Source organism: Vibrio lamellibrachiae (assembly GCF_050337265.1).
In the GTDB taxonomy this organism is placed as follows: Bacteria; Pseudomonadota; Gammaproteobacteria; order Enterobacterales; family Vibrionaceae; genus Vibrio; species Vibrio kyushuensis.
Window position 1 is genome coordinate 626,477 of record NZ_JAKJSU010000005.1, and the last position, 24,889, is coordinate 651,365.

Consider the following 24,889-nt stretch of genomic DNA (forward strand, 5'->3'; position numbering starts at 1 on the left):
CAACGTTATCTATTACTCGGGATAAACCCGTTCGTTAACAGTTCACTTTCTCTACGTTTGGTAGAACCCAAGAGTTATCGTACCAAGAGGATGTTGGAGAATAAGTGCGGAACCATAAAAAGAACCCTTCATTTTCATTCGTTTGAATATGATTAGCATCACCGCTTCCTGACTCTGGACCAAAAGTCATTGTAACTGAACCATCAGAATTGACCGTCACCTCTTCGTTATAGGAATTGACCCCCCAGTGATTATCTTGATTAACCACCATAGAACGTTCAACCGCATCATACGCAATCACAGACCAGAAATTCGCCTGAGGCACATCGGCTGGAACTTCTAACTGGTAACATAAAGCGCCATCGAGGAATGCTCCCATTGAATCACGATTCGCCTCAATATATGCAGAGCCAGTTCCTTCAGCAGGACGTGTCATGCCTGCGGCGGTAAATGTCGCTTTATGCGTCCACGCTAATTGTTGGCTAGGCTGATAAATCCCAGAGCCTTTTCCGGTGTAAAATTCATCTGAAAATGGATTCGCCCACTCCCATAGGTTACCTTTTCCCCACTTCTTTGCTGAATTATCACGATTGGAAAATGAGATAACCTTTACACGTTGCTCTCCAATTTCAGTCGCCTTCATTAGCTGTTCTTTCGTCACGGTGCCATCTAATAATCCCGCTTCATAAAGGCCCGCAATCGTATGACCGTGTTTTGTTGAGTGGGGCGTACCTGCATTTTGCTTAATATACTGAGTTATAAGTTCAAATGTCTGTTCAGCTTTCCAAGACATATCCATATTCTTATCATTGTTAACGATAGATTCAGATGTATTGTAGAAACTCGTCTCTACCTTAGAATTGTCCAGAGTATAGGTCTTTATTGTTTTCAAATGATCAGCGGCAGCCACCCAATCATTATCAATAACAAAGCCACGTAGAAGCCACACAATCGTATTAGCATCAGATTCGATATGATACATGCCATCTGGGATGTCACCTTCGAAAGTAGGCCCCGTGATAATGTACGTTCCACCTTTTCCACCATCTGGACCAGTTATCCCAAGATCACCAACAATATTCCAACCAGGGCTATTCACCATACCTAATACAGCGTGAGGAACTTCAAGAATAACCGCACCATTATTGTCGGCAAGGTTAACTGGATGAACCGCATAAAGAGTCTCAGAATTCGCCGTTAAAACCGTTTGTCTTGGGTCAACTGAAGTCTCCATAATACCAACATGATTCTTGGTAGACCCTTCATTTAAATATGCATTGTACAGGGCCATGAAAGCCGCATCTGGATTCATGTCAACGTAGCCACGTACCAGCGCATCATGATCAATTTGTTTATAGATAGTAGCTGGGTCAAATTGAGGAAAGCCTTTTGGGATCTCCGACGCGACGTTTGAAAATGAAGAGAACGCAGCAAGCATTGAAAGAGCAATGATAGATTTACGCATGGTAGTCACCTGTTTAAATGGGTATATATCGTTTCAACGCCAATATATGCGAACACGAGATTAAAGATTTCTCACCTTGCACAATCTAGAAGAATTTATCGCAATCACTCTTAATCTTTATCACTAGTTAACCAAAAACCATGATATTACCATTTGCTATAACACCTTTATCAACGATTCATTATTTTAAAATTATTTCGCCGTTTAAAGTGTTCTCAGTCCAATACATTTGCCAGTAGGCATCCACTGATAGCGGGTAATACTATGAACGTTAAAACTCTTGCTCTAGCACTTTCAACTTTAATGACTGGCTCTGTCGTTGCGCAGAGTATCTCTGACCCAACGGTTCCTGAACTCCACGCTTATAAGGCCTTCCATCACGCTGAATATATGAAACAAACAGCCGAACAAGCCGGTGGAACCAATGTTTTGCTTCATACTACCGCTTTACCAACTGAAGGGACTGACCCAGTGGTTACGCCAGCGTTAGACCACTTATATACCAAGGCAATCGTTGATCTCACCAATGGCCCTGTTGTGCTTGAAATGCCAAAAGTAAGCAGTGATCGTTACTTCTCTATGCATATTACCGATCAAGAGCACTACACCATTTTTGATGAAATCCGCCCGCAAGGTCGATACGTGTTTGTTCGCCATGATTACCAAGGGGAAGTACCAGAAGGAAAAGTGATAGAGAGCCGAGGCGATTACCCTCACGTATTTATTCGTACCCAAGTCAAAACCAGTGATGATCTTAAAAACACAAAAGCGATTCAGCAAAAGATCAAACTCACAGGGAACAAAGGCGAGCTTAACTTTGATGACGCGATTCAGTTTACTTTAGAGTCACACGATGCGTATCCGCAAAACGGAACGTTACTGGAAGAAGCTATCGGCTATAACAGCGATAACCATAAAGCGATGTTCCAATGGGCTGGGCAATACTTTGCGCAAAACATCATCGATAATACGGGCATGTTTGGTCCAATAGACAGTGAAGAGTTTGGTGCTCAAGATCCTCGAAATCGCGCTGTGGCGATTGTTGGTCACTTAGGACTGCCAGTTGATCACGCCTACTATACGGGCATCTTTAACCAGTGCGATGGCGAGCGTTTAAATGGCGATAAACCTTATGTGGTAACCATGCCTTACGCGAATAATCTTTCAGAGTTTTGGTCAATTACACGTTATAGCGCGTTAACACGTAACACCTTACCAAACGCACAAGATGTCTATAACGCGTACAACACCAAACCAAATAAAGACGGTAACATTCAGATCACGTTCAGCGTCGAAAACCCTAACGATGACACTTACTGGATGCCAGTAAATGCAGGTGAACCTTACTACTACGTTGAGCGCTTCTACGGACCTCAAGTGGGCAGGGTTATTACGACTCAAGATTTCTGCGAGTAATTGAACCGTTAAACTCCAACAAGCCACCTAACAGGTGGCTTGCTGCTCTAAACAATACATCAACATTGTAGAGAGAACCTATTCATATGGTCCACAACGACAAAGCAAACATCACTCTCCTACTGAAACAGTATATCAACCCAGAGCGATACCCAAGTCTGCACAAACTGTTTTCCGTTCAATATAAAACCCAACATCATAAAACGGGAAGCCATGTATTTCGTCAAGGAGACACTCCCAACCGCATTGGATTATTAATCTCTGGCAAGGTGGAAGTGTCTTACATCGATGAGAAAGGAAACTATGTCATCGTCGAGAAATGTGGCGATGGGTTTTGGTATGGTGACGCCGCCTATATTGATGGACTCCCCCTTCCCTATACCGTAACGGCATTAACTGATGTCATTGAGTTTAACCTCTCATGGGCCCAGTTAAAGCAGGCCCCAACGATAAGCCATGAGCTACACCAGTTTATCAGTCACAACGTCGTTGCTCGTCTGCGTACCATGTACTATAAATTCGATAGCATCACGACCAAGCCACTTGAAGAACGAGTGATTGAGCGATTAGTCCAACTTCAAGATACCAACGCATCCATTATTATCACGCACGATCAGCTCGCTCTTTATCTCAGCACAAGCCGCCATAAGATTTCTCGCATGATGAAAAAGCTAGAAGAAGAAAACAAACTGGTTCAGGGGTACGGAAAAGTCACTTTATTAAATAATGAGGCTTAATGAGCTGAAATTCGCAGCGTGCGAAATTGAAAAAGCCCTCACTTGTTAAAGTTTCTGCAACACACAAAACAACCAATAAGTGAGTACCCAAATGCGTAAATCTATTCTTGCTCTGTCCATTGCGACAATAACCTCTTTCGCAACCCTTGTCCCTGTGCATGCGAGCGTTGAAAACCAACTCGATCAACAAGCATTACAAGCACAAGAGATCGAACAAGCTCGCTTTTTAAGAAGAGCAGTAGAAGCCGGTCACTGGATCATGCCGCAAGTAATGTATGACGCGATGGCAACACGCGCCATTGAAGATTTTAACGGTGATGACCTAACTGTGTTCTACTACAGCCGACCAATGAATGAACAAGCTCAAGTTGTCACAGGCAATAACAATAGCCCTTATGTCCACCTCTACCATGACTTAGCCAAGCATGATGCTGTGGTTGTCGAGCTACCAGAAGCAACAGATTCCAATGCGTTTTTTGGAACCTTTCTCGATTCGTGGCATAAACCAATTGCAGATGTCGGGCCAGATGGCGAAGACAAAGGTGCGGGTGGAAAATACCTTCTTATCGGTCCAAATTTTAAAGGCGAAGTACCTCAAGGATACTTCCCAATTCATTACGATACCTATCGTGGCTACCTATCAATGCGCTCACTAACAGCAACAACGTCTGATGAAGATATGGATCGACATGTTGATTATGTGCAAAAGATCAAAGTCTACCCTTATGGTGAGAAACACAAACAGACTCAGCATATTGACTGGTTCGGTAAGCTCTATGACGCAACCATTAAATTTGATATGAGCTACTGGGAAGTCGTTAATCAGCGCATTCAAGACGAAGTGATTAAGGCCGATGAAAAAGCCTTCTATGGCATGATGAAAAGCTTAGGCATAGAAAAAGGGCAGGATTTTAATCCAACGCCAGAGCAAGTAAAACTCTTTGAACAAGCAACGATGCAATTACATCAAGAAGTCCAACATGATGTCGCCACTTACGCGCCACACCTATGGGGTGATAAAGCTCAATGGACATTGCCTGTTCCTAGAACAATGATGACGACAGAAGCGACTTACGTTGATCCAAGCTGGAACGACTATTTATCACGTGGCACAACATTCTACTTTTACTTTGCTCCACCAGCTAGCCTTGCTGACAGCAAATCAACCACTTACATCAAAAACGGACACGATGAAAATGGTTTAATTCTAAACGGTGATTTTGACTATCAAATGACTGTGCAATCAGACGTACCTGCCAAACGTTTTTGGTCTGCACTGACCTACAGCACTCATACTGGTGCCTACGTTATCGGTGCTGATACCGTGGGAATCGCCTCAAACGAGCCTGCCACCGTATTTAATGACGACGGCACAGCTACACTGAATTGGTCAGCGAATTGCGAAGGAAAAATCAACTGCATGAAAGTGAACAAAGGAGAAGAGTTCTTCTTACTGTTCCGCTTATATGGACCAGAAGCGAACTTCTTTAACGGTCAGTTTGTTCTTAACGATTTAGAAAAAATCGACAGCTAAAACCCCAACTATTTCTAAACGAAAAAATGCCAACAGACTACTCGTTCCGTTGGCATTTTCATCATTTAAACATTATCAGCTAACGTTATTGCGCTTTCTTAACATTAGGTAAGAAAAAGTCTTTATCAAAATACGCTTGCTCTGGTTGATATAAACGGAACCAAGCGAACCAATCTTCACCACAGTTTGTTTGAATCCAGTTCTCTGCACCGTTTTTTTCAGGAGAAAATGTCAGCGTTGCTGACCCATCTTCATTCATCATCAGATTAGATAAGCTTCCTAATTCTGCGTTGTGAGTTTCGTTCAATAGTAACGAGCGAGTCGCATTATTGTAGAGCGTCATAGTCCAAAACTGTTTCGCAGGAATGCCGTCTGGCACATCAAGACTGTATGTGTCACATCCATCAAATCCATGACCTGCTTCATCGCTATAAATACCCAAATACGTCGAACCAACACCAGGCGTTGTGGTTACCATTGCTGGTGCTGAGCTGATCGCCTCCCAATACCAAGAAGCTTTTCCATCTAGGTCATGATGTTGATTGGTTGGGTCGACGCTGAGTGGTAAGTACCAGTTGCTCTCTTCCCAAAATTTAAAGCCTTTTAAGCGTGAAGAGTACGAGTTAACAGAAGCGTTAATAAAACCCTGCTCTTCCGCAGCCACCAGCAATGCTTGTTGGGCTTTCGTTGGTTCAAACGGTTTGCCTTTTTCAATACCAAGGTGCTTTAGCATGTCCAAGAACAAAATATCACGCTCTTGTGGTTCTTCACGCTGCACAATCTCATTAAGCGCCTGCCAGAATTCAATGCCACGAGGGTGTCTTTGTAAATGTGCACGACCGTCCTCAGTATCTTCAGCAAGAACCGGGATCAATTGCTTTGCTTTCTCTTTTTGACCATAAGGGTACAGCTTAATGTTTTCATTAAATTCAGCGTGTTCTTTAGGATCTTGAATCATGTTGCGAGTCCCTAAGAATGCAACGCGAGTAGGCACATGCACTACATCATACCCTTGTGTATTTTTTGGTACCTCAATCCCTGGGCCAATGAGCAATATCTTCTCCGCTTCGCCTCGGTTCGGGCCAACTGAGCCCACCTGCTGTTGAGTTTGCTGGGCATAGTCCATCACCATGCCTGCGTTAAAACCTGCTGGTACTTCCCACACCAAAGGCTCATCCAGCACAGGGAATGAAATTAGATAATCGACGACTTGATTAGGAGTTAATATGCCCGTCAAATTCTCATAGCCGGTATAAGAACCAAATTGGTATTTAGTAATGTTACCAATACGGTTTGCACGTTCCCATCCATGCGTACCAACCATAGGAATTGCCCAGTGATAAAGCATTACCGCTCGTTGGTAGTCCATCTCTTGGAAAATTATCTCCGCTGATTCAGGGCTAACTACACCGTTAACAATCTCAACTTGCGGTTGATGGAATTGAGTTTCCGCTATTGAAAAACCAGAGAAAATAACCGAAGACATTGCAATAGAAAGCAGTGTTTTTTTCATATTATGTACCTTAATGTAAACAATCAGATTCAGGTCGCTTTCCCTGCGTCCTCTACTTTTTAACTGTGTTCAAATTAAGGGATTCAATGATTGGTTTCTAATACACTAAGTCGCCTCAAGTTATATCAATAATGTATATCTGAATGAAAATAAGCTCTACGATAAACAGTTTTGCATTATTATTGTTAACCACTGGTAGTAAGGTGATTGCCGATGTTTAACGTGCATATATAATGAAATATCCATTTCCAAATCTTTAAAATCATCGGGGAGACCAACACTAATCACCCCTTCTAGTGGACGATTGTCTAACAGCTGATGCGCCGCTGGAAAGATAAGATCGCTGTCTTTAAGGCTTTGAAAGATTGAGTTTATATTCTCAGAACGAAGCTTAAACTGACATTCGACATCATGATCGAGCAACAGTTTTTCGGTCATTGATTGTTTTAAGTTCCAATCAGGAACCAGCACGGTCGCAAGCGGGTAAGAAACCATGGTTTTCAAGCTTGGTGATGACAGGTAAGGATGTCCGCTTCGCATGTACAAACTGAATGATTCGCTCATTAATTTGCGCTGAAATATCTCTTTAGAGAGCTCAATGGGAAAGTAATTGATGCCCGCCTGTAATTGCCCATTGAGCAGCTTCAACGCGGTATCTGAGTTCCAGTTTTCAAACTCTACCGTTAGCTTTGGTGACGCTTCAGTGATAGCCAAAAACAGTTTGGAGTTATACCTATCGCCAAGAAAATGGTTGGTGGCAATGCGTAACGTTCCTGTCAGCTCTGACGGTTCGAACTCAGTATCACTTAAGGTCTGTTCTAACGTCTGCATGAGCAGCGGTAACGTTCGATTAATTTCAATACATCGATCTGTAGGCGCTAAGCCATATTGTGTGCGAGTAAAGAGTTCATCTTTAAAGTGGTGCCTGAGCTTTGCCAAAGAACGGCTCACAGAGGGCTGAGTAGTAAACAGGACTTCTGCAGCCCTTCGAGTGTTTTTCTCTTTAAACAACACCACTAATGTGCGCAGTAAATTTAAGTCAAGCTGTTGAAAGTTTGATTTTTTTGCCACAATTTAACCTCATTATTCACACCAACCTCTAGCCCAGAAACAAAGCAATTGTTCGCTTCAATATGGCATCGTTTTAAATCGAGCAACCTGTTTAATCAATCAACTTCTTAAACAGTAAATCAAGCATTTCACCGTACTCTTTATTATGTCCTTCAACATAGTCAACTTTCTTATGAGAAGTATCAATAACCTCAGCAACAATCGCATCGGCTTTATCCGTCGTCGATATAGTCATTTTGTTGCGATTCGACTCGATGCTATGTTCAACCAGAAGCTCTTCTTCCACCAGTTTTCGAACTAACGGATTCACTCGACTTGATTGTAAAGACATCGCTTTGGCTAGGTCATACTGCGAGCACCCGTCTTTTTCTCTGCCTACATGCAAAAGAATAAAGAACTCTAACGTCGACATCTTTTTTGGGTAGGCATCTTGTATCAACTTTTTAAACTCCATTGATACGCGATAGATTTTATAAAAATTTATGACATCCACTTTATTACTCTCATAGAAACAAACAGTTAGCGCAACCGCTAAATAATATAGCTATTGATTGAATAGTATCGGTCCCTATTCTACCCAGTAAATTCAGTTAAATACTTCAACTTTAAACTATTAACTCATCTACAGGTGGAATTTATGATCGAGGTTAACAATCCCATTAACCCTAGTCGCGCTGGCTTCTCCAAATGGACAAGTCTTATCGTACTTATCTTAGCGCAGCTTGGCACACTTCTAGACCTATCAACTATGCAAGTTTCGGTGGATGCATTGACCACTAACCTCGGAGCCAGCATGCCTGAGATCCAATTCGCTAACGCGACCTACGCTATGCTTGCCGCCTCTCTCATGATTGTGGGTGGGTTTACAGGGCTTATTATCGGATGGCGAAAACAGTTCAAACTAGGTCTTATTTTAGCGGTTACGGGGTCAATTTTCGCGGCATTTTCACCTAATATTACAGTATTCATCCTTGCTGGTAGAGGAATAACGGCGATCGGTGCCTGCCTACTTATTCCATCGGTACTCGCGCACATTCCGGCTCTATACCAAGGAAAAGATCGAGGTTTAGCGTTTGCTGTAATAGCAGCATGTTTGGGGGTCTTAGCCGCTGTTGCGCCTATTGTTCAAGGCGTTATTGTTGATGTTGTCGGGTTATCTGCGGCTTACCTCATTGTTGCGAGCTACTTTGCCTTAGTTCTTGTATCAACGCGTTTTCTCGATCCGCTGCCTTTATCCAAACATAAGGTGAAAGTTGACACAGTTGGCATCTTACTCAGCTGCACAGCTCTACTGAGCATTATCATCAGCCTACTCATGATATCGACTTGGGGTATTGTTCAACCTTTAAGTGACGTTCAGGTATTTGGCTACTCACCAGTTATTCCCCTCATTACTATTGGTCTATTACTGCTCAAGTTGTTCTTTTCATGGGAAGCGAACTTTGAGCGCAAACACGGCTCAGCCTTAGTGCCTAAGAGCTTCATTAAAAACAAAACCGTGTTATCCGGTTTTTACATGATGCTGGCATCAAACCTACTTACTGGGTCTGTCGCTTTTTTAGTTATAATCTATCTGCAATTGGCATTGGGCCTGAGTGCTGCTCAATCTGGAATGGTTTTCTCCGTGATTGCCATAGGCCTTATCATTGGCTCTATCATCACACCTAAATTTATGGCTCTACTGTCCCAAAAGCGCTTTAGTCAACTCATCTACATTTTATTAGCGGTGGGGATTGTCGCTTTAAGCACGGGAGCAAGTGTCAATTCATTTTCATTTATCGCTTACTTTGGCTTACTTTGTATAGGCCTGACCGCTGGCTTCTTAATGAGTTTTGCACCCGTCATCGTTACGGGTTCATTAAGCGAGAGTGAAGCCCAACAATCGGGTGGCGCTCAAGCGACCGCAAAGAATCTAGGTGGCGCGTTAGGCATTGCCATCTCAGGCTCGGTGCTTCTTTTTTCTTTAACGGGTAACGTACAATCTGAAGTTGAACATCAATCTCAAATGACAAATGCCACACAAGCTTTGATCATTGAACAGATTTCCATTCCTTTTGTTAGTAACGCCCAAAGTATTGAAATGATGAAACAAGCTAATATCTCTGGTGAGGAAATACACTCGCTTTCAGGTATCTATGCTCAAGCAAGGCTAGAGTCGTTTCGTACTGCTTTATATATGATCATTTTGTTATCCATCGTAGGGCTTTGGATGACGCGCCACATACCAAATAAGGCTTAACTCTCGTTCAAATCAGTCACTTCAATACTGTCTACGATCAGAATACTGCAACTGTTGAAAGCAAAAAGCCCCACTTTTAACTCTTTCTTGTTAAACGTGGGGCTCGTTAATCAGTGAGACGCCAACAAAGGCTTAAGCGGTTAACACGTCTGAGTATTGGTATCAATAACGAGCTTACCCTCTTCGTGTTTACGTTGAACGGCTCGAACAAAGCACGACGGTAATGTCCCTGAACTTTTATACGATTGGTAATCTTCACTGTGCATAACGTAAACGCCGTGAAGAATAGCCGTATCTTCATTGCCAATTTGATTAAAGAGCTTGTAATTAACGATCTGTAAGTTCGTCTTTAATGCTCGCTCTAAGTTATTGGCTCTCAATACAATATTACCGTTCCAAACCTTTACCTCACCGATTTTAGTTCGCCCATCATCCTTACCTTCAAGAATTGCCTCACCCAGTACAGAAGCATTGGCGCTAAGAACAGCTTGCCCAGTATTTAGAATGATGGCCTCTTTCGCTCCGTCCCTTACATTAAAGTAACTCGGAATTGCAGCGGCAGACAAAAGCCCAACAACTGCAATCACGATCACCATCTCAAACAGTGAGAATCCTTGTAGTCGCTTCATAATCCTTCCAAACATAATCTCATGTAGATACAGGCCTAACCGATCAACTTAATAGATAGGCCTGTAATAATGACAACCAACAGTGCTACTTTGTCAGGCTAATGACTTGGTCGTTAAACTGAATTTTCTCGAAGTTCATCAGCTCATCAATACCCGTGCTTGGGCAGTTCACTGAGTCCGTATACTTTTGATGAAGAATCGTACATTTAGAGAAGTCTTCTGAAACGATGTATGTATCAACGCCATCTTTACCGTCCACAACATTTCTCTGACTATTTCCCTCAATGGTATTGTCTTGGTCATTAGCGGTTAAATTCATAGCTACATCGCCTACTATCTTCGCATTCACCAACCAACGAGACTTAAAGGTATACGGTTCCATCGGTGGATGAGTACTCTTCGACATGTGGAACGTTGGAGCTAAACCACCTTGAGGAAAACGGTTGTTGTAATAGGTTTCAACGCCAGCTGAATCGATATGAGCAGTATATTGAAGATAACCATGGAACATGTTTTCAATCCAAAATGCCGCTTCAAAATCGTCATTACGCATATCACTGCGAGTTAAGGCCTGATAGCTATCTAAGCCCGATGACATGTGTTCCCACATTCCCATGTACGCTTCAAACGCAGCCGCTAAATATTCATGAGAATAACTCGGGCCAATCTCTGGATCGATATCATCTGAAAGCCAATCGTTCCAGCTTGGTTGCGTGGGTTTCCAGACAGAGTCTTGCCCTGCTGCATGTCGGTTATAAAGATCAAGAGCACGTTGCTGAAATTGATCCTGAAATGTTTTAAATTTTGGGTTAGGGGCTATACCTTGCGCTTGAACTAAGTGAAGGATCTCTTCAAAACCGGCATCACGATCCGCATGCTTTCCTAAGTCTTCACAGTAGTTCGCAAAGTTACTCATATAGTGACAATCGCCCTCAACCGTTAACTCTCTAAACATTAACGACTGGCTATGAACAAGCCAATTTTGACTGTTCGCACTGGTTTGAACGCCCACTAAGATTTCTTCGATCACCGCTTCAAACTGATCAGGGTAGTCAGCATCAAACTGGGCCAATGTATTGCTGAAATTTTCAATGCTTGAGGTATCAAGTTCATTAGAATTGGCTTGTTTGGCATCGTCAACCCACTGCTGCAATTTGCCCTGTCGAAACGCTTCTTCGACAAAGAGCTTAGTCAGCATTTGATCATTTTCATCATCGTTTGCAGTAAGGATCAAGGTCGCTTGACGGTTTGCCATGAGTTGAGCAATTGAAGATTTATCGACCCCGTAGGTAGACTCTGGCAGGTTAGATAAGAAGTGCTGAATAATATTTGCCGCGCGCTCAGTTTTACGTTGTGTAATGTTGTGCTGCTTTGCCCGCTCTTCATCCGTTACGTATTTCGTTTCATCAAAATACGCAATGATGTGAATCGTCTCTTTGATGTTTAACTGACCACCAGATCGCGACTTGGTTTGATTAACCGAGACAGGGATGTACATGTTAAACCCCGAGCTTGTTGCTATATCCAGAGTCCGGGGAAGAGTTCTCGAAATAGATCCGATAGTGACAACTTGGCTGCTTGTTGTTCCGGTATTCCCAGTAGAAGTGCCACCATTGGTTCCGCCACCTAGGGAAGTGCTTTTACCATCATCGGAACCACAGCCAGTGAGTGCTACTGCCAATAATGTTGTGCAAATATATTTCGTCTTGAACATGCTTTTTCCTGCTAGATACTTCAAATAAATTAATAGTGCTTGGGGGCTTTTTCGAGGCGAATAGTAATAGCGAAGAGGGAAATGTCTAGGTGTACAAAAGACAATACATTGACTGTGTCAATAATTCGTAAGGTGCACAGAGTGAAGTAACTCATCACATTTCTTCACAAATAGTCTTATGTGAATATTAACTGCTCACAATTTACGTTTTTCTCCTATGCATCAGGTCATTAAACAGAACGCCAGTCCATTAAAATTCGCTTTGTAAGCAGATGTAAGCATTGACTGTAATGAATTAAATACTCCATTTTCAGGATAAATTTCTCACCGTTATTGTCGGCGCAATCGATTTCAATATAATGCGACGCAAATACATAAGCAGAGTGAATAGATATGAGTTGTAACGTTTTATTGGTCGAAGATGACGCTGCTATTGCCCAACTAACAAAAATGTATCTTGAAGCGGAAGGCTATCAAGTCAGTGTTATTAGCGATGGGCTACAAGCATTAGATAAGATCAAACTCGCTCAGCCTGATCTGGTTATTTTAGACCTCATGCTTCCTGGGAAATCGGGGGTTGATATTTGCCGTGAAGCAAGAGAGTTCTATCAAGGCATGATCATTATTCTGACCGCATCAGAAGATGAGATGAGTGAAGTGTCATTGCTCAAGCTTGGTGCCGATGACTATATGACAAAACCCATCAGGGGCCATATTCTCGTGGCTAGAATTGAAGCTTTGATGCGTCGTTATAACCAAGCAAAACTGGCTCAAAAGCCCAGTTACATCACCGATGCCTACGGCATTGTCATTAGCAGTGATAATCAAGCGGCGTACTATCAACAAAAGCCAATCGCCCTCACTCAGTCTGAGTTTGAAATTCTCCAAGTGTTAATTGAACATGCCGGTACCGCTGTCTCAAGAGAGCATTGCTGTCAAGCAGTGAGAGGGATTGAATACAGTTCAAATAATCGCTCAATCGACATGCGCGTTTCTAGCTTACGTAAAAAACTGATTCAAGCTGAAGTATTTGGTGCTGCCATCAAAACCGTCAGAAACCAAGGCTACAAGTTAGTAGGTTGCAGCTAGTGAAGATCACAACCAAACCAAGATCTATGTTTAAGTGCTTATATCTAGAAAGTTTAATAGGCATGATCATCACATTTGTCATTTTTATTCAGCTAGGCGATGACTATGTCCGCCAAGGCGATAGAGAGACCTTTCTTGATACGGCATCCTCTCACCTACAACATTATGTCAATAGCCGCTTTGAAACCGATGGGCTGTATCAACACTTAAGTGACAAAAAAGAGCACTCGTTCTACGACTATAAATTGCAAGTTATCAGTGGCTCAGAGCAGATCACGCGATTCTGCATAGATTGCGAACCTTTTTCAAACAAAAACGGCGTTGAAATACACATCAACGACATCGACTTATTTGCTGTCGCGCTTCCTATTCCACATTCATCCGATTTCCTGCTATTTACCGAGACTGAAGACCCCATCAGTGCAAAAACGCCTTGGTATGAAGACAGAGATAACCATTTTTTCTTGATGCTATTCATCACCATGAGCCTTGCTCTTGCTGCACTCCTCTACCTTCCCCTTCACCGCGTAAATAAACGAATCAATAAATTACTAGCGGTTCAAGAAGCGTTTGGTAAAGGGGATTTGAGTGTCCGAGCTGACGCTTATCATATCTCACCAATAAAGGAGATTGCTGAGAGTTTTAATGTCATGGCTGACGATATCGAAACTCGAGTAAAAGAGTCTCAAATCTTCTCCCACGCGATACCACACGAAGTGCGAACACCCCTTAGCCGAATTCAAATGGCAAGTGATCTATTGCGTCGCGAAGATACCATTAACAGAGAGCAGCTTCATGACAATATCGACCAATATATCGAAGATATTTCGCTACTCACCTCTGATATTTTACAGTTATCTCGGCTGACTAATAAGCGCTGCACCAGCACGGTTCCGCACTCAGAGAAATTGCACTTGGCTGAAATATGTAACCACCGAATTGCAATGTTTGGCGACAGAAACACGACGCTACGTATAGACCCAGCCCTATCGCAACAACATCCGTTTGGCGCTAAATGTTTTGCTAAACTCACTATCGATAACCTAATAAAAAATGCCATCAACTATGGGAACGGCACCGTCGACGTTTCTATTAATGAATTTGAATGTAGTTGGACGATAGACGTAGAAGACAACGGACAAGGGATACCGTTGGGTAAACGCCAAGAGATCTTCCTAGCCTTCTCTCGATTAGATGAAAGTCGAAACCTCAACAATGGCGGGTTCGGCTTAGGGTTGGCGATTGCCAATCAGGCGGCTAAAAATCTAGGTTGGACTCTCTCCGTTGATGACAGTCACCTAGGAGGCGCTAGGTTCACCATCGTTATTCCGAAGCTCTAGGTCATAACAAAGATAAGTACATACAAAGGTCATCCCAAAACAAAAACGCCACGATATCTCTGTATGAGTTTATCGTGGCGCTTTTCTAATACTTACTATTCAATTACAGGAATAGTAAGTCGCTTTAAGTTACTGAATTGCAGCTTCTAAGATCTTACGGCTTTCAGTTAATGTGATCGCTTGATGCTCACCCAGTGCCAATAAACCGTGGCTCTCAATTTGAGCCGTGATTTTATCGACCGCTTGCTCTGCCGTTAACCCGTAATCGGTTAATTGCGTCGCCACACCTAGGCCTTGGTAAAAGCTTTCAATCGCTTCAATCGTGCGTTCAGCGAGATCTTCACTTTGCGCTAAACCAAATACGTTCACACCCATTTGCTCAAGCTTTCCACGTTTAGTTGCTAATTGATTGCGCATTAATGAAGGCTGAACAATGGCTAGCGAACGAGCGTGGTCAACACCGAATGCTGCCGTTAGTTCATGGCCGATCATGTGTGTTGCCCAGTCTTGAGCCACGCCAACACCAATCAAACCATTAAGTGCTTGGTTTGCAGACCACATTAGGTTTGCACGCCATTCATCGCTGTCACGCTTATCAAAGTCGCCGCCTAGTTTGAGCAAGCTACGAAGCAATACTTCTGCATAGCCATCTTGAACGTACGCTTTATTAACCGTGGTCAGGTATTGCTCACAAACGTGTACCCAAGCATCAACAACACCATTAACTAGCTGACGATCTGGCAGTGTTTTCATTACATCCGGGTCCATCACTGCAAATCGAGGTTGAACAAGTGGGGACATGAACGCCAGTTTTTCTTTAGTTGCTGCATTTGAAATAACAGAGCCACCGTTTGACTCTGAACCCGTTGCTGGCAAGGTTAAGATAGAACCTAGTGGTACAGCTTGAGTCACTTGGTGTTTTCCAGCCGGAATATCCCAACCTTCACCATCGTACATAGCCGCTGCTGCCACATATTTAGATCCATCAATAACGCTTCCGCCACCAACCGCTAAGATGTAGTCAACATCTTCGCTGCGAACTAGTGCTACCGCTTTGTCTAGCGTTTCTCTTGTTGGGTTTGGCTCAACACCTGAAAATTCAACCCAGTTATGATTCTTCAGAGCAGATGTCACTTGGTCATAAACACCATTACTTTTGATAGAACCGCCACCATAAATCACCAGCACTTTACTCTCAGGAGCTATTTGCTCGCTGATTGCGGAAATTTGGTTTTGTCCAAACAGGATTTGAGTTGGGTTCACGTAATTGAATTTCATGTGTTGTTCCTTAATTGTTATAAGTCTTTATCATTGCCACTAGTGCATAATACTCCGAAGGATAATATTAAAAATAGATAAAAGTCCTAATTTAATGCCTAATCCTACTTTACCTGCGAGATTTATCCCACAGTGTGTAATCGGGAACGTGGCTATATGAACTCTATGGACTAGCGCAATGAGCGAAATCGATTCCACTAGAAAACAAAACGCCACAATTCAGATTGTGGCGCTATTCTAGAAGGGGTAGATTCTAAATCGTTACTTAATTGCCGCCTCTAGTATTGCTTTGCTATCCGTCACCTTAATTGCTTGATGCTCACCTAAGCCTTGTGGATTATGACTCTCAATTTGATGGCAGAGATTTTCAATTACTTGAGATTTTTCTCCCACGTAGTTGGTTAGTTGTGTTTCAACATTCAAACTCTGGTAGAAATCTTCTATCGTTGCAATGGTGCGTTCGGCTAAATCTTCGCTCAATTCTAATCCAAACACGTTCACACCCATTTGTTCTAGCTTCTCTCGTTTTGTCGCAATTTGGTTACGTAACATGGCAGGCTGAACAATCGCCAAAGAACGAGCATGATCAACACCGAACATCGCCGTTAATTCATGGCCCATTTGGTGGGTCGCCCAGTCTTGTTCTACACCGACACCGATAAGCCCATTAAGTGCTTGGTTTGCAGACCACATTAGGTTCGCACGCCAATCGTCACTATCACGTTGATTAAAATCATTGCCTAACTTTCGCAAACTGCGTAATAGCGCTTCTGCATATCCATCTTGTACATAGGCTTGATTTACCGTTGTTAGGTACTGCTCACACACGTGAACCCACGCATCGACCACTCCGTTAATAAGTTGGCGCTCTGGTAAAGTTTTCATCACATCAGGGTCCATCACTGCAAACAATGGCTGAACAAGTGGAGAGAAAAACACGAGCTTCTCTTGAGTAGTAAGGCTCGAAATCACAGCACCACCATTAGACTCAGAGCCCGTTGCTGGCAGTGTCAGGATCGCGCCTAGAGGAAGTGCCTTGACCACTTCATGTTTGCTTGAAGCAATATCCCAACCATCGCCTTCGTATAACGCTGAAGAAGCAACGTATTTTGAGCCATCTATTACACTTCCACCACCAACCGCTAATATGTAGTCAATCTTTTCGCGGCGAACAAGCTCAACCGCTTTATCCAGCGTTTCTCTCGTTGGGTTCGGCTCAACGCCTGAAAACTCAACCCAATTATGATTTTTTAACGCCGATACAACCTGATTGTAAACGCCATTGATTTTAATCGAGCCTCCACCATAAATAACCAGTACTTTCTGATCACTGCTAATCTCATCCGCTATCGACTCAATTTGATTCTGTCCAAATAAGATCTTTGTTGGGTTTACATAATTAAACTTCATGCGCCATTACTCCGTTGTTATTAGTCTTTCTTATTGTCTGGGTGCATAATACTATCGAGGTAACTTATAAAAAGGTTAAAAAATCGAATTTCGTTGCCTATTCCTGCTTTCACATATAGATTAGCGATTAGCTAAAGAACGGAGAGTAATGATGGAAACACTGACAAGTGCAATGCAAGCCTACGCCCATTCAAACGGGTTAACGGCTACTGAAGGTATATTCCAAACCAAATTGGATGGGGTCAGTTTCTATTATGCTCCAACATCAAGCCCTCGTCGGCCCTTGCTGTATCAGTCAGGCATCATCATTATGGGACAAGGCAGCAAACGTATTCATTTAGCTGAAAATGCAGTGAGTTATGGTGTGGGTGATTACTTGGTCATTGGTGTTCCACTGCCTTTAGAATGCGAGGCGTTCAATGATAATGACGAACCACTTCTGAGCTTATGTGTCGATGTTGATCTTCCTCTTCTCAACAAATTAGTCGATCAACTCGATGTTTCCGTACCGAAGACCTCAACTCGAGGCTTGCAAAAAGCGCAAGTCACTGACGACCTTTCAGATGCTTGTATTAGGTTGCTAAAGTGCCTACAAGATGATGCAGAAACCAAGATTCTAGGAACAGATTTGGTTAAAGAGATCGTCTACCGAGTATTGATTGGCCCACAAGGGAATACTTTAATGGGGCTAGTAGCACAAGACAGTCACTACTCGAGAATAGCCAAAGTCCTGAATAGATTACACGGTAACTTTTCATCACCCGTTAATGTCGATGAATTAGCTCAAGACGCCAACATGAGTGTGTCTGCTTTCCATCGTGCTTTTAAAGAAGTGACCTGTGAATCGCCAATGCAATACGTCAAAAAGGTACGCTTAGATAAAGCCAAAGAGCTCATCACTGTCGAGGGGAAACGAGCCAGCGAAGCGGCCAACCTTGTCGGTTACAGCAGCCAATCGCAGTTTTTTAGAGAATTTAAACGCCACTTTCAGCTATCTCCTTCACAGATGACATAACCATTTTTAGCAATATAGCAACCAACATTAGCGCCAATATAGGAAGGCTCGTCATTCGGCCTTCTTAACTCTACCTTCCAATATTAACGGTTACTCCAGTAACCTCACGCGTCATTGTGAGCCGTGACATAAAACCAAAAATGTCTTAATAATTCTCAGAAAATTAACGAGTTATCTTCTACGCTTTATTTACGCAACAGCGCACATAAAGAAGGAACTAACTATGAACCGTTTTGCTATATCGTTGGCATCGATAGTGATATCGACGGGAGTCATCGCAACTGAGCCCAAGCCTGCGAGCCAGTCCACTATCGATACTAACCAAGCACTCTATAAAACACTACCCTTCAAAGACACCAAAGATTTTGAACGTGCTCAGAAAGGCTTTATCGCCAAACAAGATGTCGTCACGATCACCAACGACCAAGGAAATGTTGTTTGGGATCTCGAAGAGTACAAAAAATTCATCACACTTGATGCGAAATCTCCCGATAGCGTTAACCCGAGTTTATGGCGAAACGCACAGCTCAATGTCATTAACGGCCTGTTTAAAGTTACCGATGGTATTTATCAGGTTCGCGGTTACGATTTGACCAACATTACTTTTGTTGAAGGCGACAAAGGTTGGATCGTCTTTGACCCACTGATTTCTCAAGAAACAGCAAAAGCCGCATTAGAGTTTATTAATTCGGAATTAGGCGAACGCCCTGTCACAGCGGTCATCTATAGCCACAGTCATATCGACCACTTTGGCGGTGTACGTGGCATCGTTGACGAAGAAGATGTGAAAGCTGGTAACGTCCAAATCATTGCCTCTCACGGCTTTACTGAGCATGCGGTCTCTGAAAACGTCATCGCAGGCAATGCGATGGGTCGTCGTGCGATCTATATGTACGGTGCGCTGCTTCCTAAAAACGCTCAAGGCAGTGTCAATGGCGGCTTAGGGCAAACCACTTCTACAGGCCTAGCGACACTCATTCGCCCGACTCTCATTATCGAGAAAACCGGTGAAGAGCATACGATTGACGGAATAAAAATGGTGTTCCAATATACGCCTGGCTCTGAAGCACCAACGGAAATCAACACCTGGTTCCCAGAGAAAAAAGCACTATGGATGGCTGAGAACAGCACCAACACGATGCACAACATTTTAACCCTTCGTGGCGCGCAAGTTCGTGATGCGTTGAAGTGGTCTTTCTATCTTAATGAAACGATCGAAATGTGGGGGGATGAAGTCGATGTTAAATTCCAAAGTCACCACTGGCCAATGTGGGGACAAGAAGAGATCGTTGACTACTTCAAACTTCAACGTGACATGTATAAATACACCCATGACCAAACGGTTCGCCTAATGAACCAGGGCTACATTGGCTCTGAGATTTCAGAGATCATTCAATTCCCAGAAGAAATTGAGAATAACTGGAGCACTCGCGGATACTACGGAACCCTTCGACACAACAGCCGCGCGGTTTATCAGCGTTACATGGGTTGGTATAGCGGTAACCCGTCGGATCTTAATAACCTACCACCAACCAATGCCGCAGTGAAATACGTGGAATACATGGGCGGCGAAAGAGCGGTAATTACTAAAGCTAAGCAAGATTTTGATGATGGGAAATATCGTTGGGTAGCAGAAGTGCTTAAACACGTCGTGTTTGCCAATCCGCAAAGTAAGAAAGGTAAGTCTCTACTGGCTGATGCCTATGAACAGCTAGGGTATCAAGCAGAATCAGGCCCATGGCGTTCCGTCTACCTACAAGGTGCGTATGAGCTTCGAAATGGCACGCCATCTTCGGGTGGCACGAATACCGCGTCACCTGACATCATTAAAAACATGCCACCAGAGATGCTCTTTGACTACCTAGCCGTCAGATTGTTGCCAGAAAAAGCGGCAGGTAAAGATTACACACTGAATATCAACTTTACCGACCTCAATGAGGAGTACACCCTTTACATCGAGAATTCAGTACTTAACCACACTACGAAGTTGGATGATGACCCAGATGTATCCATTACACTGACCAAGGCTGCATTGGATGATGTACAGCTTGGTTTAACAACCCTAGAGAAAGCCATCGCAAATGGTGACATTAAACTGAAGGGTGATAAGAAGGTCTTTAAGGACTTTGTCGGCATGCTTGATACCTTTAATTTCTGGTTCAACATCGTCACACCATAGGAAGCGAATATGAAGCCACTATTTTCATTGCTGTTATTAGGCTTCGCCACATCAGGGGCAAGCTTTGCGACTAACGCTTGCTCCTATGATGGGCAATTTAATAACCCATTTACTGAAAGCTTCCCAGGTTCACTGGATATTGCGATAGCAACCCAAGAAGCACTTGAACACAATTACTTACAACGCATTGAAGCACTAGAGGGAAAACAAGGGCTAAAACGAGCCAGTTGGTGGTTAACCTTGATGGCAAAAGATCAAAAGGTTGACCTTAAATCAGTCACGTATATTTATCTCGTAGATAGCCACCTGTGGACGAAAGTTACCAATGGAAACCGCGTTGAAGTTCACGCTACTCCTTCATCTGCAACGCCTTCCTCTGTGATGCTGCTCAGCGAAGCAGCGCTGCAAGCGTTAGTGCAAGACAAGGTGGATTTACAAACCGCGGTAGATTTGGGGGTGGTTCAGTTTTCTAGCTAATTAAGTGTCCACTTTGAATACGAAAAAAGCCCTAATTCGTTTAAGTCTTAGGGCTTTTATTTGTCTAGGCTAGAGTACAGCGTCCCAATTTATAGCTCGTCAATTATCGTTTTAATCAGAGTAAACAGGTATTCATGGTAAGGGTCATGTCTTAGACGCTGGTGTGAATAGAAACGGACTTCTTCAACAGGGACTTCTACTCCTTCTGGCACTGGAACACGTGATAGCTGTGGAAATTGCTTCTCATCTAATAGAGCAGTACAAGGTAAAATAGAGTCTGTTTCAGCGACAACTTGTACAACAGAGCTAAATGCCTCCGAACGATAACACATATCAATCGATAAGTTTTTATTGGCGATAATGCGGCTTACGATCGTTGCTCTATCATTCCAGCCTTTAACAATCGTTGAGACAAAAGGATAATTTTCATACTCCTTTATTGGAACCGTACTTCCCACTAAGGGGTGGTCTTTTCTGGCTAGAAGCTGAAAAGTATCTTCCGTTAATGGGCGACTGATAACCTCTTTAGGCAACTCGACTGGATAGTAATTAAGAGCAAAGTCTAGCTCCCCTTTTGCCAGACTATTAGCAGTAGCAGCTCCCCAGTTTTCAACCTCAAGGCGAAGATTTGGGGCAACTTCTCGCAGCTTTAAATGCAGTTTCGCTGGTAGAGAAACCGCTAAAAATGCACTCACTGCAATTTTCAAAACCCCTGACTTTTTCTCTATATCAAAAACTTCTAGGGACTCAATCGTGTCTGAAAGGCTATCAAGAGTATTAGGAATGACTAAAGCTAAACGCGCTGCCATAGGGGTTGGAGCCAATCCATCTCGGGTTTTAATAAAGAGCCTATCTTCGAAGTGATCTCGTAATCGAGATAGTGAGCGGCTAACACCAGGTTGAGTCGTACATAACCGCTCCGCTGCGCGACCAGTATGCAGCTCTTCTGATAGAACTTTAAAAACTCGTAATAAATTGAGATCAAGTTGTTGAAATGGACGCATTGTCTCATTAGTCCTCACCACGCATACGTTATACCTTCAATAGTATAATCAAAATACAAACTAGTCATTAGATACGCATAACTAAAAACCTTAATGTTCCTCTAACAAAGCACAGCAGTAGCGACGACATAGAGCTAGTAAACAAAAGCCATTGCAATGCCGCACTCTTTTAAGACTGCAAATTCTAATCTACTGCAACAATTGGGGAATACCATGAAAAAGACAACCAAAATACTACTTGGCGCTACCGCATTAGTAGCAGTAATCGGTGCACTTTCCGTGCAGCACCTTATAAAACCTGCAACACAAGAGATGTACCAAGGCTACGTCATCACTCATCATGCAAACTTCATGGTTGATGTCGTCAATCAGGCTGGCGGTACTAACAAGTTCATCCATACTCGTGAACTTCCAACGGAAGGAACTGACAATGTAGTGACACCTGCGCTTGACCATATTTACTCAAAAGCGGTACTGCAATTAACGGATGGCCCTGTATTTTTCACCACACCCAACGTGGCAAATGATCGTTACTTCTCGTTTCAATTAACGGATCAAGAGCACTACACCATTATGGATAAGTACCACCCAGAAGGGGAATTTGCCGTAGTGAGAGCGGGAACAGATTACAGTGCAGCGATAGAACGTGTAGGTGCAGAAAATGTCATCGTTAGTCCATCTGATTACCCACACTTATTCATTCGTGTGCAAGTATATACACCAGATGCAACGGCTGAAGTATACCCAATTCAAGATGCTCTAAAAATCGACGCACCGACCTCAAAAGAGAGTATGGAATATGTAAAAACAGCACCTGTTCAGTGGGTTCTAGAGACACACGATGTACCAGAAAAAAATATCACTCAATTGACCAAAGTGTCTGATTTCTCACAGTTTGACTACAAAGTCACCCACTTAAAAGTAGGAGTCCGTTACCTCAGTGGCGCAGTTGAAGTTTTAGATAATACAGGGCTTTTTGACCACATTGATTACGCATCTGAAAATCATGAACGTCGCGCAATTGGTGTTATTGGGCACTTAGGTTTCCAAACCGGCCACGCTATCTATCAGCCTTGGAGAGCAAATAATAAAGGCGACACATTAAATGGGTCGACCCCGCATGTTATTACTCTTCCTTATGACGCTAATGTCGATCACTTCTGGTCCGTAACTCGTTACGACGGAAAAACTCGTAACACCTACGCTAGACAAAACGACGTCTTCAACGCATACAACACTCTACCGGATGAGAACGGCAACATCACCATTACTTTCGCCAGTGAACAAGTAGAAGATGGGTCGTACTGGATGCCTGTTCACGATGGTAAAGAGTACTACTACATAGTGCGATACTACGGTGCTCACGAAGAGTCAAATATGTCCCGACCATTTAACTTTAATATTCAAACCGCTAGCTATTAGTCCGCCAACTAGTTGAGTAATACCACGCACAATTAAATAAACATGAGGCTGTTTCTTGCAGCTTCATGGCTCGCGGAAAGTAAACCGGTCTTAAATAAATGGGGAACAACACAATGATAATTCAACTCTTTGGTGGTGAGCTAAACGGACAAAAAATTGAAATCACAAAGGATGAACTTTTTTTAGGGCATATCGAAATCCCAAAAAGAATACCAAAGCGAGACCATGGCTCTCTCAGCCAAGACAACCGCCATATATACTCAAAGAGATGCATTATGACTTGCAATAGCTTTTTATCTGTTTGGGTGGCCAAAGGTCTTAACGAAAGAAAAACCCTAGAGATGCTCGTTGACTGTTATTTCAAGCACAATGGATTACTCGATATGGGCAAGAAGATTGAGGACTCTATGTAAGATTATTTTCATAACCTACCTACAATATCCTTGATCACTAAAAACAAAAACTCATGATACGGGTCATGCCTTAACCGCTGATGCGCATAAATTCGAACCTCTTCGCTTGGCGACTCAATACTGTCTGGAACGTCAATTGACGTTAATTGGGGAAACAGATTCTCAGATAACAGCGCGGAGCACGGCAATATGGCATCACTTTCCGCGGTCACTTGCACTACTGAGCTAAATACCTCGGAGCGATAGTTCATCTGTATGGGTACATTTTTATCCGCCAACAAGCGGCTCACTAATGTAGTTTGTTCATTCCACCCTTTCACTATGGCCGTCACCCAAGGGTAAATCGCTAACTCATCTATCGTGCTTTTTTTACCGATCAACGGGTGGTCATTTCTCACTAATAACTGAAACCTATCCACCGTTAATGGATGGCTTATGATCTCTTTGGGTACATCTAAGGGGTAGTAGTTAATCGCGAAATCCAACTCACCTTTGATCAGCTTGTTAACCGTCGAAGAGCCCCAATTCTCGACTTCAAGTTGAATATCAGGCGCAACGCTTTGCAGCTTCAAATGCAATTTCGCAGGCAGTGTCAAAGCCAAAAACGAATTCACGGCAATGCGTAACTGCCCAGACTTCTGGGTGATGTCGAACGTTTCAAGGGAATCAATGCTGTCTGACAATTGATTTAAGGTATTGGGAATCACCAAAGCGAGCCGAGCGGCCATCGATGTGGGGGTTAAACCATCGCGAGTTTTTACAAACAATGGGTCTTCAAAATGATCTCTTAGCCTTGCTAAAGATCGGCTAACTGATGGTTGGGCGATATGTAATCGCTCTGCTGCTCTCCCCGTATGTAACTCTTCAGAGAGCACTTTAAATACCTTCAATAAATTCAAATCAAGCTGATGGAATGGACGCACTGTTCTCTACCTTTTATTACG

Annotated in this window: 21 protein-coding genes; 11 read left to right on the forward strand and 10 right to left on the reverse strand. The window is 43.1% G+C overall.

Annotated elements, in window-relative coordinates; genetic code table 11:
- Positions 1-34: 34 nt before the first annotated feature.
- A complete protein-coding gene (locus L4C54_RS08395) occupies positions 35-1,465 on the reverse strand; it encodes a DUF1214 domain-containing protein (protein WP_428807813.1) in 1,431 nt (476 codons plus the stop codon).
- 264 nt (positions 1,466-1,729) lie between these two features.
- Between L4C54_RS08395 and L4C54_RS08400 the strand changes: the two genes are divergently transcribed.
- The 3 genes from L4C54_RS08400 to L4C54_RS08410 all read left to right on the forward strand — a co-directional run bounded on the left by L4C54_RS08400 (position 1,730) and on the right by L4C54_RS08410 (position 5,152).
- Positions 1,730-2,881, forward strand: coding sequence for a DUF1254 domain-containing protein (locus L4C54_RS08400; RefSeq protein WP_428807814.1), 1,152 nt, complete (start codon positions 1,730-1,732; stop codon positions 2,879-2,881).
- 86 nt (positions 2,882-2,967) lie between these two features.
- On the forward strand, positions 2,968-3,618 hold the full coding sequence (locus tag L4C54_RS08405) for a Crp/Fnr family transcriptional regulator (protein ID WP_428807815.1): 651 nt from the start codon (positions 2,968-2,970) through the stop codon (positions 3,616-3,618).
- A gap of 91 nt (positions 3,619-3,709) precedes the next feature.
- Positions 3,710-5,152: a DUF1254 domain-containing protein gene (locus tag L4C54_RS08410; protein WP_428807816.1), complete on the forward strand. Its 1,443-nt coding sequence runs from the start codon at positions 3,710-3,712 to the stop codon at positions 5,150-5,152.
- Between the two features lie 85 nt (positions 5,153-5,237).
- Here L4C54_RS08410 and L4C54_RS08415 read toward each other — a convergent pair whose 3' ends face one another.
- From L4C54_RS08415 to L4C54_RS08425, 3 genes are all read right to left on the reverse strand, one after another.
- Positions 5,238-6,665 (reverse strand): DUF1214 domain-containing protein, encoded by a 1,428-nt coding sequence (locus L4C54_RS08415; RefSeq protein ID WP_428807817.1) that lies wholly within the window; start codon positions 6,663-6,665, stop codon positions 5,238-5,240.
- 156 nt (positions 6,666-6,821) lie between these two features.
- Positions 6,822-7,736 (reverse strand): LysR family transcriptional regulator, encoded by a 915-nt coding sequence (locus L4C54_RS08420; protein ID WP_428807818.1) that lies wholly within the window; start codon positions 7,734-7,736, stop codon positions 6,822-6,824.
- A 91-nt stretch (positions 7,737-7,827) separates the two neighbouring features.
- Positions 7,828-8,190, reverse strand: a complete 363-nt coding sequence (locus L4C54_RS08425; protein WP_428807819.1) for a winged helix DNA-binding protein — start codon at positions 8,188-8,190, stop codon at positions 7,828-7,830.
- Positions 8,191-8,373: 183 nt separating this feature from the next.
- On the opposite strand from L4C54_RS08425, the gene L4C54_RS08430 reads away from it, so the two are divergent.
- Positions 8,374-9,975: an MFS transporter gene (locus L4C54_RS08430; protein WP_428807820.1), complete on the forward strand. Its 1,602-nt coding sequence runs from the start codon at positions 8,374-8,376 to the stop codon at positions 9,973-9,975.
- Positions 9,976-10,115: 140 nt separating this feature from the next.
- Here the strand turns inward: L4C54_RS08430 and L4C54_RS08435 are convergent, their stop codons facing one another.
- Positions 10,116-10,604 (reverse strand): type IV pilin protein, encoded by a 489-nt coding sequence (locus L4C54_RS08435; protein ID WP_428807821.1) that lies wholly within the window; start codon positions 10,602-10,604, stop codon positions 10,116-10,118.
- A gap of 85 nt (positions 10,605-10,689) precedes the next feature.
- Positions 10,690-12,318 carry a hypothetical protein gene (locus L4C54_RS08440; protein ID WP_428807822.1) on the reverse strand — a complete coding sequence of 543 codons (1,629 nt, stop codon included), beginning with the start codon at positions 12,316-12,318 and terminating at the stop codon, positions 10,690-10,692.
- Between the two features lie 393 nt (positions 12,319-12,711).
- On the opposite strand from L4C54_RS08440, the gene L4C54_RS08445 reads away from it, so the two are divergent.
- Positions 12,712-13,407, forward strand: a complete 696-nt coding sequence (locus L4C54_RS08445; RefSeq protein WP_428807823.1) for a response regulator transcription factor — start codon at positions 12,712-12,714, stop codon at positions 13,405-13,407.
- A 62-nt stretch (positions 13,408-13,469) separates the two neighbouring features.
- Positions 13,470-14,747, forward strand: coding sequence for a HAMP domain-containing sensor histidine kinase (locus L4C54_RS08450; RefSeq protein ID WP_428807824.1), 1,278 nt, complete (start codon positions 13,470-13,472; stop codon positions 14,745-14,747).
- 129 nt (positions 14,748-14,876) lie between these two features.
- Here the strand turns inward: L4C54_RS08450 and L4C54_RS08455 are convergent, their stop codons facing one another.
- Positions 14,877-16,025, reverse strand: a complete 1,149-nt coding sequence (locus L4C54_RS08455; RefSeq protein WP_428807825.1) for an iron-containing alcohol dehydrogenase — start codon at positions 16,023-16,025, stop codon at positions 14,877-14,879.
- 261 nt (positions 16,026-16,286) lie between these two features.
- Positions 16,287-17,435, reverse strand: a complete 1,149-nt coding sequence (locus tag L4C54_RS08460) for an iron-containing alcohol dehydrogenase (protein WP_428807826.1) — start codon at positions 17,433-17,435, stop codon at positions 16,287-16,289.
- Positions 17,436-17,586: 151 nt separating this feature from the next.
- Here L4C54_RS08460 and L4C54_RS08465 point away from each other — a divergent pair, with 151 nt between their 5' ends.
- The 3 genes from L4C54_RS08465 to L4C54_RS08475 all read left to right on the forward strand — a co-directional run bounded on the left by L4C54_RS08465 (position 17,587) and on the right by L4C54_RS08475 (position 21,106).
- Positions 17,587-18,450, forward strand: coding sequence for an AraC family transcriptional regulator (locus L4C54_RS08465; protein WP_428807960.1), 864 nt, complete (start codon positions 17,587-17,589; stop codon positions 18,448-18,450).
- 223 nt (positions 18,451-18,673) lie between these two features.
- Entirely contained in the window at positions 18,674-20,629 is a 1,956-nt protein-coding gene (locus L4C54_RS08470; protein ID WP_428807827.1) for an alkyl/aryl-sulfatase, read from the forward strand.
- 9 nt (positions 20,630-20,638) lie between these two features.
- The gene (locus L4C54_RS08475; RefSeq protein WP_428807828.1) at positions 20,639-21,106 is read left to right on the forward strand and encodes a hypothetical protein; all 468 of its coding nucleotides are present in this window, start codon (positions 20,639-20,641) and stop codon (positions 21,104-21,106) included.
- An 89-nt stretch (positions 21,107-21,195) separates the two neighbouring features.
- Here the strand turns inward: L4C54_RS08475 and L4C54_RS08480 are convergent, their stop codons facing one another.
- Positions 21,196-22,110, reverse strand: coding sequence for a LysR family transcriptional regulator (locus L4C54_RS08480; protein ID WP_428799643.1), 915 nt, complete (start codon positions 22,108-22,110; stop codon positions 21,196-21,198).
- A gap of 213 nt (positions 22,111-22,323) precedes the next feature.
- Here L4C54_RS08480 and L4C54_RS08485 point away from each other — a divergent pair, with 213 nt between their 5' ends.
- Complete coding sequence (locus L4C54_RS08485; protein WP_428807829.1) at positions 22,324-23,532, forward strand: DUF1254 domain-containing protein; 1,209 nt, start codon at positions 22,324-22,326, stop codon at positions 23,530-23,532.
- Between the two features lie 113 nt (positions 23,533-23,645).
- Positions 23,646-23,945 (forward strand): hypothetical protein, encoded by a 300-nt coding sequence (locus tag L4C54_RS08490; RefSeq protein WP_428807830.1) that lies wholly within the window; start codon positions 23,646-23,648, stop codon positions 23,943-23,945.
- Between the two features lie 8 nt (positions 23,946-23,953).
- On the opposite strand, the gene L4C54_RS08495 is transcribed toward L4C54_RS08490, so the two are convergent.
- Positions 23,954-24,868: a LysR family transcriptional regulator gene (locus tag L4C54_RS08495; RefSeq protein WP_428807831.1), complete on the reverse strand. Its 915-nt coding sequence runs from the start codon at positions 24,866-24,868 to the stop codon at positions 23,954-23,956.
- Positions 24,869-24,889 lie beyond the last annotated feature (21 nt).